Genomic DNA, 14546 nt, shown 5'->3' with positions numbered 1-14546 from the left:
CATGCTCGGGGCAGCCGGGCGGCGTCGCGCGGGAGTTGACCGAGCTCTTGCCGCCCGATGATCGACGATCAACCCCTGACCACGGAGAACGGGACCGCGCGGGCGGGTGAGGTGGCGAGCCGCCGGTCAGACGTCGATGCGTTCGGCGTCGAGTTCCGAGGCGCCCGCGGTGATGAACGCGCGCCGTGGGGCCACGTCGCTGCCCATCAGCAACTCGAAGATCTTGGTCGCCTCGTCGGCGTCCTCGACGCGGATCCGGCGCAGCATGCGGTACCGCGGGTCCATGGTGGTCTCCGCGAGCTGGTCGGCGTCCATCTCACCGAGGCCCTTGTAGCGCTGGACGGGCTCCTTCCACCGCTGGCCCTTGCGCTCGAACTCCACCAGCTTCCGGGTCAACTCGCCGTCGCTGTAGCAGTAGACGTACTTGTCCTGCCCCTTCTTCGGCTTGACCAGCTCGATGCGGTGCAGCGGCGGGACGGCGGTGTAGACGCGTCCCTCCTCCAGCATCGGCCGCATGTACCGGTACAGCAGGGTGAGCAGCAGGGTGCGGATGTGGGAGCCGTCGACGTCCGCGTCCGCCATCAGGATGATCCGGCCGTAGCGGGAGGCGTTGATGTCGAAGGTGCGGCCCGAGCCGGCGCCGATGACCTGGATGATCGCGGCGCATTCGGCGTTCTTCAGCATGTCGGCGACGGACGCCTTCTGCACATTGAGGATCTTGCCGCGGATCGGCAGCAGCGCCTGGAACTCGGAGTCGCGGGCGAGCTTGGCGGTGCCGAGCGCCGAGTCGCCCTCGACGATGAACAACTCGCTGCGGTCGTCGGTGGCGCGGCAGTCGACGAGCTTGGCGGGCAGCGCCGAGTTCTCCAGCGCGTTCTTGCGGCGCTGGTTGTCGCGCTGAGTGCGGGCGGCGATGCGGGTCTTGGCGGCCCCGGCGACCTTTTCCAGGACGGCCCGCAGCGGCTGCTTCCGCCCGCGCGACGGGTTCTCGAAGACCGCGCGCAGCTCCCGCAGGACGACCTGGGAGACGATGCGGGTGGCGGCGGAGGTGCCGAGGATCTCCTTGGTCTGGCCCTCGAACTGCGGTTCGGGCAACCGGACCGTCACCACCGCGGTGAGGCCTTCCAGGACGTCCTCCTTGACGACGTCCTCGTCGCCGTTCTTCAGCAGCTTGGTGGCGCGGAGCTGCTCGTTGAGCACCTTCAGCACCGCCCGCTCGAAGCCGCGAACGTGGGTGCCGCCCTTCGGGGTGGCGATCACGTTGACGAACGACTTGGTGACCGTGTCGTAGCCGGTGCCCCACCGCAGCGCGACGTCGACCTCGAGGTCGCGTTCGACGTCGGTGGGCGTCAGGTGGCCCTGGTCGTCCAGGACGGGAACGGTCTCGGTGAAGTGGCCGCGCCCCTGGAGCCGCAGCACGTCGATGATGGGGGCGTCCTTGGTCAGGTAGGCGCAGTACTCGCTGATGCCGCCGTCGAACCGGAACGTCTCGTCGACGGTCTCCTCACCGCGCTCGTCGCGGACGTCGATGGTGAGGCCCGGGATGAGGAACGCGGTCTGCCGCATCCGGTCGAGGACGAGGGCCTGGTCGACCGTGGCCTCTTTCAGGAAGATCTGCTGGTCGGGCCAGAAGCGGGTCCGGGTGCCGGTGACCTTTCTGGCGACCTTGCGGATCTGCCGGAGGCCGGACCTCTTCTTGAACCGGGCGTTCGGGCGGCCGTCGTCGGCGAACTCGCCGGGCAGCCCGCGCCGGAAGCTGATCGCGTGGGTGTGCCCGTCGCGGTCGACCTCCACGTCCAGCCGGGCGGAGAGCGCGTTGACCACGGACGCGCCGACACCGTGCAGGCCACCGGACGCCGTGTAGGACACCCCGCCGAACTTGCCGCCCGCGTGCAACCGCGTCATGACCAGCTCGACGCCGGGCAGGCCCGTCTTCGGCTCGATGTCGACCGGGATGCCACGGCCGTTGTCGGCCACCTCGAAGGACCCGTCGGCGCGCAGCGTCACGCTGATGTGCGTGCAGTGGCCCGCCAGGGCCTCGTCGACGCTGTTGTCGACGATCTCCCACAGGCAGTGCGCGAGGCCTCGGCTGTCGGTCGACCCGACGTACATGCCGGGTCGCTTGCGCACGGCCTCCAGGCCCTCCAGCACCGACAGGTGCCGGGCGGAGTAGCCGTGCGGGTCTTCGGTGGTGGCTTCTGCGGTCGCGGCGGTCAACGTGCCTGTGCTCCTCGGGGGTGGGACGGTCGGCAGAAGAGTACCCCCGGTCACCGACAGTCCTCCGAAAGGCTCGCCGCCACGGACGTTCCAGCGCTTCCGCCGGCTCGGCCGCACGACGAAATCCGACCTTTGGCAGGCTACCCGGAACGCTCCCGTCCCGGTCGCCGGTCACGGATCAAGGTCCGGTCACGGGTGTCGCCGCGGCCGTCGCCGCCCTTCTCACGAAGGATCGCGGGCGAGCAGTCGCATGTCCCGTCGCATCGTACCGTCTAATGTGATGTCGGTCACTTATTGGGCCATTCTGCTGTGGGCGTACGAAGAACCAGGTTGGGAACGTCGGCGTCGGGTTAGATGTTGTCCTAAGTACCGACCCCGAGCATGAGGAAGGTGCCGTGACTGGAGCCCTTGCCCCAACCAAGCCGTTGACCGTCGCCGATCGATGCGACCGCTGCGGCGCTCAGGCCTACGTCCGTGCAGTCCTTGTCGGCGGCGGCGACCTCCTGTTCTGCGCCCACCACGGACGCAAGTACGCAGAGGCCCTCCGCGCCAACGGGGCCGACATTCAGGACGAGACCGACCGGCTCAACGAAACCCCGGCCACCGCCCCGACCGACGAGCGGTGATCCCCATATAGCAGGAGCCCCGAACGGCGGCCACCGGAAACGGTGGCCGCCGTTCGCATTTCCACGCCCGTTCAGCCAATCGACCACAACTACATAACGTTATTGATTGATCACGATACGTGGCAGAAAGGTATCGTCCAGTGACGCGGACCACCGAGTTCGTCCAACTCTAACCTTCAGGTGACATTCTTCACCCCTCCCTCAGGCGACCACATGACCGGACCCGTCACCGGCCACCGGAGTGCCGCAGCCCGCCGTCGGCCCCCCGATTCAGCCACCAGGTTCGGCCACGACGCCCTCTGGGACCTGCTGACGGAGCCGGGGCGCCCGGTGGTCGGCTGCGCCCGACCGGCCTGCGGATACGCGCCACCACAGGCCGCACCACACCGTCCGGCACCGTGATCCGGCAATCGGGTTCGGCCACCGCGGCTTCTGGAAGCTGGTGGTCGCCTGCGCCCCGCGTCGCGGCGGTGGCGGACGTCGTCGAGCCAGGGAGGGCTGTTGTCGTAGGGACGTGCGCGATCGTCCCTAGGGGGCCTTCGGCTCCAGGCGGTAGCGCGAAAATCAGGGCCCCTCCGAGAGGAGGGGCCCTGAATTCGTGCCTGTCGGGTGACGGTCAGTCGAGGTAGTCGCGCAGGACCTGCGAGCGGGACGGGTGGCGCAGCTTCGACATGGTCTTGGACTCGATCTGGCGGATGCGTTCCCGGGTCACCCCGTACACCTTGCCGATCTCGTCCAGGGTCTTCGGCTGGCCGTCGGTGAGGCCGAACCGCATCGACACCACACCCGCCTCGCGTTCGCTGAGCGTGTCCAGGACGGAGTGGAGCTGCTCCTGAAGGAGCGTGAAGCTGACCGCGTCCGCCGGGACGATGGCCTCGGAGTCCTCGATGAGGTCGCCGAACTCGCTGTCGCCGTCCTCACCGAGCGGGGTGTGCAGGGAGATGGGCTCGCGGCCGTACTTCTGGACCTCGACGACCTTCTCCGGGGTCATGTCGAGTTCCTTGGCGAGTTCCTCCGGGGTGGGCTCGCGGCCCAGGTCCTGGAGCATCTGCCGCTGCACGCGGGCCAGCTTGTTGATGACCTCGACCATGTGCACCGGAATGCGGATGGTGCGGGCCTGGTCGGCCATCGCGCGGGTGATCGCCTGCCGGATCCACCAGGTGGCGTACGTGGAGAACTTGTAGCCCTTGGTGTAGTCGAACTTCTCCACGGCGCGGATCAGACCGAGGTTGCCCTCCTGGATCAGGTCCAGGAACAGCATGCCGCGGCCGGTGTAGCGCTTGGCCAGCGACACCACCAGGCGGAGGTTGGCCTCCAGGAGGTGGTTCTTGGCGCGGCGGCCGTCCTCGGCGATCCACTCGAAGTCCTCCAGGTCCTCCTCGGACATGGCGGACGCGGCGACGGCGAGGCGTTCCTCGGCGAACAGCCCGGCCTCGATGCGCTTGGCGAGCTCCACCTCCTGCTCGGCGTTGAGCAGGGGAACCTTGCCGATCTGCTTGAGGTAGTCCTTGACCGGGTCGGCGGTGGCGCCCGCGGCCGCGATCTGCTGCGCGGGGGCGTCCTCGTCGTCGTCGCCGAGGGTGAAGCCCTCCTCCTCGTTGGCGGCGCCCTCGGTCGGCTTGCCGGTGGGCGCGGCCTTCGCGGCGGGCGCGGCGACGGCCTCGTCGTCCTCGGGGGTCTCCACGACCTCGGCGGCCGCGTCGTCCTCCAGGTCGACGTCGAGGTCGGCGAGGTCGGCGTCGATGTCGACGTCCACGTCGTCCTCGACCTCGGGGTCGTCGGACGCCTTCTTGGCGTCGGGCTTGGCCGGGACCGCCGCCTTGGCGGCCTGCGCCACGCCCTTCTTCGCGGGCGCGGCCTTCTTGGACTTGGCGCCCTTGGCGGGCGCGGCCTTCTTCGGCGCGGGTTCGACGGCCGCGGGGCGCGGCTCGGCCGCGACCCCTTCGGCGGCGCCCCCGGGGACCGCGTCGTCGCCGACGACCGCGGTCACCGTGTCGGGCTGCTCCTTGGCCGCCGCGGCGGTCTTGGGCCTGCGCACCGGTTGCGACGCGCGTTTGCGCGAACGCTTGGGCGCCGCGGAGTCGGCAGCGCTCACCATGACGGTCACACCCTCCTTGCTGAGGCTCCGCAGAATGCTGGAGGCCGCAGACACGGGGATGTCGGCCTCCTCGAACGTACGTCGTACGTCGTCGGCTTCGAGGCGATTGCCCTGGGACCGTCCACGCTCGATCAGTTGCGCGATGACGTGATCGTGCAGATCTGACGCTTTCGAGGTCGAGCTAGCAGGCGACACAAATACCTCTCGAACGAACGTGTGGCTTGGCTGACCCGAGTGCCCTGATGGGCCCGGCCTCACACTGGGTGGGACCACACACGGAACGGACCTCCCGGTGCGGGACCGCAGCGTACCCGCTCTCATTGGGTCAAGCATTCTGGCACTGCTGCGCATTCCGCCTGTGAAGTCCTACCCGGTAACTCTCCACCTTAGAGGGCGCCGGACGGTCCTTCGAACGTGCTCCGCCGTCTTCGCGTCGTCTCCGGCGCGTTTCAGGCGAACTTGGGCGGGACGTGCAGAGCAAGCACGGTCACATCGTCTACCTGCTCATACCCGGCAAGCATCCGATCGACCAGGAAGTCGACGAGTCTCTCGGGATCTCCTACCACTTCAGGTGGGGCGTCCGCCGCGACGGCGACAAGCTCCTCCAGCCCTGCGTCCACCCCACGTCTACGGTTCTCCACAAGTCCATCGGAATAGAAGACCACAGTGTTGCCGGTCTCGATGGAAAAACTTGTCTGCTGTCGCTGACTCGGCCAGCCGAGGGGCGTGCCGGGCTCCCGGGCGCTGACGCGTGCGGGCGCGTCCGGGGAGATCAGGAGGGGTGGCGGGTGCCCGGCGTTGCTGAACTCGCCCTGCCCGGTCTCCGGGTCGATGACCGCGTAGGCGACGGTGGTGAACTGTTCCTCGTCCTCGGTGGCGCTGAACAGGCGGTCGAGCCCGGCCAGGACCGCGGCCGGACGCGGATCGTTCAGCGCGAGCGCCCTGAGGGCGTTGCGGACGCGTCCCATACCGGCCGCGGCGAGGACGCCCTTGCCCATGACGTCGCCGACGGCCATGGCGAGCCGGTCGTCGGGGAGCCGGAACACGTCGTACCAGTCGCCGCCGACCTGGACGTGGCGGGTCGCGGGGTTGTAGCGGGCGGCCAGCACCATGCTGGGAAGCTGGGGCAGATCGCTCGGCAGCAGGCTGCGCTGGAGCTCCTCGGCCGTCCGGTGCTCGCGTTCGAACAGCAGGGCACGCTCCACGGCCAGCGCGCACTGCCCCGCGAGCGCCTCCAGGAAGACCCGCTCCTCCTCGGTGATCTCCCGGGGCCGGGTGAACGAGAAGCGCAGCGCGCCGATCGGGGCGCCCGCCGCGAGCAGGGGAAGGCCCACCCAGGCGCGTTCCTCGATGTGCTGGGCGAACAGGTCCCGCTCTCCGTGGCCGAGTTGCAGGCGCAGGCTGTCGGGGTGCTCGGCCAGGAACGGCCGGCTCTCGCGCACCGCCACCGACATCACGGTCTGGTCACTGACCTTGATCTCGTCGCGGGAGACGGGCGCGGTCTCGCTCTCGGCGCCCGGCTGGGACGGCGCCACGATCCTGAGGCGGAGTTTGTCGTCGTCCAGGAGCGCCACCGCGGAGTAGTCGGCGCCGATGGCCGACCGTCCCACCTCGGTGATGACCTGGACGACCTGGGACACGGTCAGGGCCTCGGCGAGCATCGACGTGGCCTGCTGGAGGCGCGCCGTGCGCAGCGCCGCCGCCGACAGCTGCTCGGTCAGCCGCCCGCGCATCTCCTCGGCCTCGCGCTGCCCGGTGACGTCGGTGTTGGCGCCGACCCACTCGATGACCGCGTCGCCCTGCCAGATGGGCACGGCCCGCACGTCGAAGTGGCGGTAGGTGCCGCTCTTGGTGCGGACCCGGTAGTTGGTCTCGAAGACGCGGTTCTCCTCGACGCAGTCGCGCCAGGCGGCCTCGATGCGGGGACGGTCCTCGGGGTGCACCACCGACAGCCATCCGCCGACCGCGTAGTCGTCCGGCGTCTGGCCGGTGATCGCGCGCCACTCGGGCGCGTCGTCGATCACGCCGCCGGCCGGGGCGGCGACCCACACCACCTGGGCGCTGGCCTCCACGAGCGAGCGGTAGCGCTGCTCCTTGCGGCGGATGACCTCCTCGCCCCTGCGCCGGTCGGTCACGTCCAGCGCGGTCAGGACGACGCCCAGGTGCTCGCCGTCGGCGCCCTTGGCGGGCAGCCACGAGCAGGCCAGGATGCGCTCGTCGAGCGCCGTGGCCGTGACGGTGTGCGCGGTGGACGTGGAAGCCGACGTGGAAGCCGACGTGGACGATGGCGCCGGTGGCGGGGACGGCGACGCGGAAGGTTCGTCCGCTTCGTGCGGGTCGGGTGACGGCTCACCGGCCGGGACGACCAGATCGAGGTCGCTCAGCGGACGGTTCTCGTCGATCACCCTGCGCAGCGCGGTCTCGAACGCCGTCGCCAGCGCCTCGGGCAGAACCTCGCGCGGCCTTCGCTGTTGCAGGTCGCGCACGGGCACCCGCAGGAGCGCCGCGAGCGCGTCGTTGGCCCTACGGCAGCGCAGGTCGCGGTCGAAGAACGCCAGCCCGGCGGGGGCCTCGGTCAGCAAGGTCGCGTACAGCGCGGCGTCGGTCGCATCCATGGGCTGCCCCTCCACCCCTGAGACGCGGGGATGCGGAACGGACGTCTCGGTGCTCAAGGACAACACCTCCGCCCCAGAGGGTCCCGTACCGCGCGGCAATTTTTCATCACTATGAGTGAATGGGAGCAGGCTAGCGCTCCCGCCTCCATCACAACACCGGTCGGAGTCAGGTACTCATCATCCCGATGGTTCGCCGCGTACGGAACCCCTGCTGAAACATACTTGTCCCCTTCGGCCCCGGCGAACACGTCGGATCGGACACCGTCGTGGAGGACACGGGAGGCGGTCCGCCAGGACGGCGAGTCGAGATGTTACGGCGCTACCGTGTCACAGGGCGTCAACTCGGCTTTTTCGGCGAGTTGACGCGATGGCGTCCGCGTCGGCGACGGGCCCGCTCAGGTGGCGGACTTGGCGGACTTGGCGGACTTGGCGGCGGCCTTCTGCTCCTGCTTGAAGGCCCGGACCTGGGCGAGCGACTCGGGGCCGGTGATGTCGGCGACGGACCGGTGGGAGCCCTCCTCCCCGTACGCCCCGGCCGCCTCACGCCAGCCGTCCGGCCGGATCCCGTACTGCTTGCCCAGCAGCGCCAGGAAGATCTGGGCCTTCTGCTTACCGAAGCCGGGAAGGCCGTTGAGGCGCTTGAACAGTTCCTTGCCGGTGTCCACGCCCTTCCAGACCTGCTCAGCGTCCCCGTCGTAGTTGTCCACGAGGTACTGGCACAGCTGCTGAACCCGCTTCGCCATGGAGCCCGGGTACCTGTGCACGGCGGGCTTCTCCGACAGCAACGCGGCGAACCGTTCCGGGTCGTACGCGGCGATCTCGTGGGCGTCCAGGTCGTCGGAGCCGAGCCGCTGGGCGATGGTGTAGGGACCGGTGAAGGCCCACTCCATCGGAATCTGCTGGTCGAGCAGCATGCCCACAAGCGCGGCCAGGGGGCTGCGGCCGAGCAGTTCGTCGGCTTCAGGACGCTGGGTGAGATGAACCTTCGTGGCCATGAGCCCAGCTTAGGGCCGGTCCGAATCTCTCAGAAGTCTTACGAGAACGCCCGAAACCTGGGCATCACGCCTGGCGCGAGTGTTCGATTGTGGAGGTGAACGAGAACGAACGGGCGGAGGGGCGAAGATGATACGTCAGGCGAACGAGCCGACCGTGGACCCGAGTGGGTTGAGTCCGGCGCAGCGTCGGGGCGCCGCGTGCGTCGTCTGCCACAAGAGGTGGCCTCGGCCGCGTGTTCGCGTCGGACACTTGCCGGACTCGACCGGGGTGTTCGCGTGCGATGACTGCGCGCCGATTCCCCCACCGCCCCGCTTTCCCCCGGCGCTCCGCGCACGGCGGGGCTCTCGGAAGCCACCCACTGACGCCGGACGGCCGATCGAGGCGGGGCCGACGACGATGACGCCGTCGCCCCGCTTATGGACGGGCGACTTATGGACGGGCGCCACCGTCAGAGGTCTGCGCAGTGTCTGAGGTCCGTCCAGCCCAGGGTGACACCCGCGGTTCGCGAGGCCTCCACCAGGGACGGCGCAGAATTTGCCAAACCACCTCCCGGAACGTATTGACTCTCCCCGCAAAAGCACTGGAATGGGACATCAAGGCAGAGCCTTCTACCGGAACCCCGTGCACGGAGGTGTGCGCTGATGCCTGCACTGGCCGATCACCGGAGCCAAATCCGCGAGGCACTGACCCGGCGGCTCTGCGACGAGTTCGTGTCCGTCCCGTCGGACACGGTGCACCGGTGCGTGGCCGACGTCCAGGCGCGCATGGCCCATCTGGGTCTGGAGGTCACTTCCGCCAGGGTCGAACGGATGGCTCGCGAGCATCTCACCGGGAGACTCAAATCGGAGCCGCCCTCACGGCGCGCGTCGGCGGCCGGGGCGGACGGCTGAGGTCCCTCTTCGGACGTGTAGGGGACACCGCCCACGTCTGATCTGAGAGGCTAGAGGGGTGAGTCCCCGTAGCCGCCACCGCCCCTCCGGGGAACCGGGCCGGGACGAGTCGACACCCCCGGGCGAGGTCTCCGCGATTTTCGACGGCATGCTCCAGCACGCACGCGAGCTGCTTGCCGTGCGCAGCCCCCTGGACGCCGAACTCATCGTCAGCGAGATCCTCGGGGCGTGGTGGGGGAAGCGGGTGCCGGGCGGCGACGTCGAGGAGGTCATCGGCGAGGCCCTCGTCGACCACGCCACGGCGGCCGGGACCCCTGCCGCGCTGGGGCTGCTCATCGGAATGGCCTACATGGGCACCCCCCGTCAGGCGGCGAAGGCCGAACGCGCCGCGCTGGACCTGATGGGGAACGGCGTCGCCAGGCCCGGCTGGGCCGACCACGTGGGGATGGTCGCGTCCGAGGAGTGCTTCGTGTCCCGGGACGTCTACGGCGACCAGGACTCCGTCGTCTGCACCTACACGTACGGCGGCACCGAACGGCACGCCCTGGTCGTCCTGGTCGACCGAAACAAGGCCGGGGTCTTCGATCCGACCGACCCGTTCGCCCGCGCCACGCGTGTCGTGCGCCCGCCGATGCCGGGGATGGTCAGGGACGCCTGGGTCTCGTCCAGGGTCGATGACCTCCTGGAGCAGTGCCGCCGCGAGGGCCGCGAGAACCCCCTCATTCGGTTCGAGCCCCTCGATCCACGGGACGCCAGGGCGTTGCTGTTGAGCGCGCTGGACGTGACCGACGACACCCGCGACCCGCCGGTGAACGAGAACTTCGGGTCCTACCACGCCTTCGTCCGAGCACGTGTGGACATCCTCCCGCCGGGTGGGCGCCTGCCCGACCCTCCGGTGTACGGGCACGACAGGCGGGCGACGATCGCGGCGAGGTTCCTGGCGTCGGAGGAGGCCGGGCACCTGTCCGACCTGTCCGCCGCCAGCCGGTGCGTCGACCGCATCATCGACTACGGCTGCACCCACGACTTCGGGCGGCCACTTCGGGTCAGTCCCGTCAAATGCGAGATGTTCCTGCTCGACTGGCTGCCGCGCAAAGTGCTGCTGTCCCCGACCGAGCAGGAGGCCGTGCCGCACGTGCTGGCCGCGTGGGTGCGGTGGGCGGGTCGGCGCACGGGGCTGCCCGAGGAGGGCATCAGGGTGACGTTGGACGCCCTCTGGGACGCCACCGCCAAGTTCGCCGACGCCTACCGCGACCCGGCCGCATTCGGCCTCGACCGCGCGGTGGTCGACCGCCTCCTGCCCGACGGAGACCTGGAGGCGCTCCCCCGCCGCGCGTTCGCCCTGCCGTTCCTGTCCGGGACGCACAGGCGGACCGGGCGGCACGGCTACCTCGATCTATCGACCCTGGACCCCTCCGACCCCGACGACCGGCGCGTCATCCTGGAATTCGAACACCCCGGCGGCGACGAGGAGCACCTGGACGCGCACGAACGCCTCACCCGGCGGCTGTGGGACGGCGAGCCGCCGCAGCTGTGGGATACCGCACAGTCGCTGCTCGACGTCGGCTACGAACGCCACGAGATCCTGCACAGACTCATCGATGTCCTGGACCTCCACGGGGACGATCCCGACGCGCTCCACGAGGCGCTGCGCGCGCTCCGCCACGAACCCGCACCGGAGTGAACTCCCGGTTTGCACGCGGCGTCCCCGGCGGCAATCATCAGGTCTCGGACACGGTCTCGCGGGGGACCCGGGGGGCCGGCCCCGGTCGTAGGGAGTGATCTTGTTGGAGTGGTCCGAGTTCGCCCGGCGGCTGGGTCGTGAGCTGGCGGGTCTCGAACGGGACACGATCCTCATCGTGCGGGAGCGGGACGAGAGCCGGCACTACGTCCAGGCCATGCGCGAGCCCGACCGGCTCTACGCCGAGGCCGTCAGCAACAACTTCCTCGAAGGGCCGCTGCTGCTCACGAAGGCCGACGAGGAGATCATGAGCGACGTGGGCTGGCGCCCGCCCGCCGACCCCGCCCCCCGCAACTGGTGGACGGAACTGCCGGAGTTCGGCACGCCCGGCGGGATGCCGGCGGTGACCGACGGCGACTTCTCGCGGCTGGCCGACGTCATGGTCACCGCCCTTCGCGACGTCCAGGGCGTCCGGCGGCCGTCCGACCTGGTGTACGAATCGTTCCACCGGCACGGCACCGGCCTGATCGAGTTGACGGACTTCGGCATCGACGTCGCGGACCCGTCGCGCGTGAACAAGCGCCGCGCCTCGTCCGGCGGCGCCTCCGATCACCCGTTCGGTGGGTGGTTCGCGGAGGCGGGGTCGCCGCCCACCGCGGCGCCGCCGCCCCCGCCGCCCCCGCCGCCCCTCTCGCCGCCGCCCACACCGCCCGCCCTGCCGCCCGCCGCGGCTCCGCCCGCGGGGACCCCCCTCGCCCCCGACGGCCCGCCCCACGCGGACGCCGACCCGCTGGAGCCCCGTCTCGCCGAGGCCAAGGCGAACGGCGACAACACCACGTACTTCCGGCTGCTGGCGAGCGCCGACCTGGTGCTCCCCGCGACCGCCCCCGCCGTGGAGGATCCCGACCACGCCGAGTTCCCCACCATCACGATCGGCAGCAGCACCTACGTCACGGTCTTCACCTCGCCGGGCGCGCTGGCCCGCACCGGCGACCGGCACCCGGGCCTCTACCGGCGCACCTCCTTCGCCCGGCTCGCGGCGGGTTGGCCCGATCCCACCTGGCGGCTGGCGATCAACTGGGGCCTGCCGAGCGAGGTCCTGCTGGACTCGTCGGTCATCACCCGCATGCTCGGAGTCACCGGCGCGGCACCGTCCCTCGCCCCGGACGTCACCAACCCGTACGGGACGGTGAACCCGAACGCGCTCTCGGGGCCCAACCCGATCGTCGGCGGCACGCCCCCACCGGTGAACGGCTCCTCCCACGGCGTCGATCGGGCGCACGGCGTCGATCGGGCGCACGGTGTCGACCGGGCGCAGGACGAATCGCACACCGCGATCGACCCGTACACGCTCTCCGAGCTGAGCGCGGCGCTCGACCCGAACAAGACCCACCCGAACGGCTTGTCACCCGAGCCGGTCGCGGCGGAGGAGCCCGCCGAGCCGGAACCCGCGGCTCCGGAACCCGCCACCCCCGAAGAGGCCGCCCCCGAACCCGTCACCCCCGAACAGGCCGTCCACGAACCCGCCGTCCACGAGCAGGCCGCTGCTGAACCTGCCGCTCCGGAACCGTCGGCCCCCGACGTCGCTGTGCCTGAGGCCGCTGTGCCGGAGGCCGCCGGGAAGCTCCCCCTGGGCGCGCCGACGAGGAAGAGCCCGGTGGTGGACGGCCCGGCTCAAAAGTCCGCGGGCGTCCCGATGCGGCCGCCGCACGGGGCCCGCCTCTGGCGCTCGACCGGCGACGGCGAGGAGACGATCCTGGCGGTCTACGACGCCATCGGCGGCGTGTGGGCCCCGGCCAGGACCGACGCCCTCCCGGCTCCGCGCCCCGAGTGAACTCCCCGCCCCTACGGCCATCAGCCCGCCACAGAGCCCTTCTCGGACGCGGACGAGAACTGGGCGGCCTTCCCCGCCCTTCGGGGTCTCACAGGCGCTCACAGGCGCGTCCGACGTGCTCGGACGCCACCCTCCCGGTTCACGATCACGCGGATCGGGACACGAGCGGCGGAACACGACCGGGGCGGCCGTCTGAGACACGAAGATCGGTGATAGGTCTTGGGCATGGCGGTCATCGACATCAACGCCGATCTCGGTGAGGGGTTCGGCATCTGGGAGCTGGGCGACGACCTCGCCCTCCTGGACGTGATCACGAGCGCGAACGTGGCGTGCGGGTTCCACGCGGGCGATCCGTCGATCATGCGGCGGGTGTGCGCGGCGGCCGTCGAGCGCGGGGTGACGATCGGCGCGCAGGTGTCGTACCGGGACCTGGCCGGTTTCGGACGCCGGGAGATCGACGTTCCCGCGCCGGAACTGACCGCCGAGGTCCTGTACCAGATCGCGGCGTTGGACGGCATAGCCCGCGCGGAGGGGGGCCGGGTGGCGTACGTCAAACCGCACGGGGCGCTCTACAACCGCGCGGTCCGCGATACCGAGCAGGCCGGTGCGGTGGCCGAGGCGGTGCGGGCGTACGACCCGTCGCTTCCGTTGCTGACGCTCGGCGACTCCGCGCTGCGCGACGTCGCCGACGGGCTCACCGTCGTCACCGAGTGTTTCGCCGACCGGGCGTACACGCCGTCGGGGCGGCTCGTGTCCCGCCGTGAACCGGGGGCCGTCATCCACGACCGGGACACCGTCGCCCGGCGCGCCGTCCAGATGGCGACCGAGGGAACCGTCACGGCGGTGGACGGCGGTGAGATCGTGCTCAACGCCCGGTCCATGTGCGTGCACGGTGACACTCCCGGCGCTGTGGAGCTGGCCCGATCGGTACGGTCGGCGCTGACGGAGGCGGGTGTGGTGTTGGAGTCGTTCGCGTGAGAGTGCTGCGCGCCGGTGACACGGCCCTGCTCGTGGAGGCCGATGACCTCGCGACCGCCCACCGCTTGAACACCGCCCTGCGGGACGAACCGATCCCTGGCGTCGTGGACGTCGTCGTCGGTGAACAGACCGTCCTGGTGATCCTCGACCCGTCCGCCGACCTGGACCTGCTCGCCGCGCGGCTTCCACGGTTGCGGCTGCCTGAGAGCGCCGGGGGTGACACCGAACCGGTCGAGATCCCGGTGGTCTACGACGGCGCAGACTTGGACGAGGTCGCCGACGACACGGGGTTGTCGCGCGAGGAGGTCGTCCACCGGCACGCCGCGGCCGAGTACACGGTCGCCTACCTGGGTTTCTCTCCCGGTTTCGGGTATCTGACGGGTCTCGATCCCCGCCTGCACGTGGCGCGGCGCGCGTCGCCGCGGACGTCGGTCCCGGCGGGTTCGGTGGCGATCGCGGGTCCGTACGCGGCCGTCTACCCGTCGCGGTCGCCGGGCGGCTGGCGGCTCCTCGGCCGGACCGGACTGCGGCTGTGGGACGTGACGCGCGATCCGCCGTCTCTGCTCCGTCCGGGGACACGCGTCCGTTTCGTGCCTGAGGGGTCCTCTTGA

10 protein-coding genes are annotated in these 14546 nt (G+C 70.5%); 6 read left to right on the top strand and 4 right to left on the bottom strand.

The features are described 5' to 3' along the window. Positions 1–126: 126 nt before the first annotated feature. Complete coding sequence (locus D0T12_RS30510) at positions 127–2217, bottom strand: DNA gyrase/topoisomerase IV subunit B (RefSeq protein WP_117404003.1); 2091 nt, start codon at positions 2215–2217, stop codon at positions 127–129. A 395-nt stretch (positions 2218–2612) separates the two neighbouring features. On the opposite strand from D0T12_RS30510, the gene D0T12_RS30505 reads away from it, so the two are divergent. Further along, positions 2613–2843, top strand: a complete 231-nt coding sequence (locus tag D0T12_RS30505; RefSeq protein ID WP_117404002.1) for a DUF7455 domain-containing protein — start codon at positions 2613–2615, stop codon at positions 2841–2843. Between the two features lie 616 nt (positions 2844–3459). Here the strand turns inward: D0T12_RS30505 and D0T12_RS30500 are convergent. The 3 genes from D0T12_RS30500 to D0T12_RS30490 all read right to left on the bottom strand — a co-directional run bounded on the left by D0T12_RS30500 (position 3460) and on the right by D0T12_RS30490 (position 8551). Next, positions 3460–5136, bottom strand: coding sequence for an RNA polymerase sigma factor (locus D0T12_RS30500; protein ID WP_233526377.1), 1677 nt, complete (start codon positions 5134–5136; stop codon positions 3460–3462). A gap of 254 nt (positions 5137–5390) precedes the next feature. Beyond that, a complete protein-coding gene (locus D0T12_RS30495; RefSeq protein ID WP_199487794.1) occupies positions 5391–7556 on the bottom strand; it encodes a SpoIIE family protein phosphatase in 2166 nt (721 codons plus the stop codon). A gap of 395 nt (positions 7557–7951) precedes the next feature. Then, positions 7952–8551: an HhH-GPD-type base excision DNA repair protein gene (locus tag D0T12_RS30490; RefSeq protein ID WP_117403999.1), complete on the bottom strand. Its 600-nt coding sequence runs from the start codon at positions 8549–8551 to the stop codon at positions 7952–7954. 642 nt (positions 8552–9193) lie between these two features. Between D0T12_RS30490 and D0T12_RS30480 the strand changes: the two genes are divergently transcribed. From D0T12_RS30480 to pxpB, 5 genes are all read left to right on the top strand, one after another. Beyond that, positions 9194–9442: a hypothetical protein gene (locus D0T12_RS30480; RefSeq protein ID WP_117403997.1), complete on the top strand. Its 249-nt coding sequence runs from the start codon at positions 9194–9196 to the stop codon at positions 9440–9442. Positions 9443–9590: 148 nt separating this feature from the next. Next, on the top strand, positions 9591–11126 hold the full coding sequence (locus tag D0T12_RS30475) for a hypothetical protein (protein WP_117403995.1): 1536 nt from the start codon (positions 9591–9593) through the stop codon (positions 11124–11126). A 100-nt stretch (positions 11127–11226) separates the two neighbouring features. Next, complete coding sequence (locus D0T12_RS36825) at positions 11227–12957, top strand: SseB family protein (RefSeq protein ID WP_233526376.1); 1731 nt, start codon at positions 11227–11229, stop codon at positions 12955–12957. A 225-nt stretch (positions 12958–13182) separates the two neighbouring features. Then, on the top strand, positions 13183–13935 hold the full coding sequence (locus D0T12_RS30460; protein WP_117403993.1) for a LamB/YcsF family protein: 753 nt from the start codon (positions 13183–13185) through the stop codon (positions 13933–13935). Next, entirely contained in the window at positions 13932–14546 is a 615-nt protein-coding gene (pxpB, locus tag D0T12_RS30455) for a 5-oxoprolinase subunit PxpB (RefSeq protein WP_117403991.1), read from the top strand. The genes D0T12_RS30460 and pxpB overlap by 4 nt, the downstream gene beginning before the upstream one ends.

Source organism: Actinomadura spongiicola, assembly GCF_003432485.1.
Taxonomy (GTDB): domain Bacteria; phylum Actinomycetota; class Actinomycetes; order Streptosporangiales; family Streptosporangiaceae; genus Spirillospora; species Spirillospora spongiicola.
The sequence above is the reverse complement of the archived record's forward strand: the minus strand, read 5'-3'. Positions and strand labels throughout refer to the sequence as shown.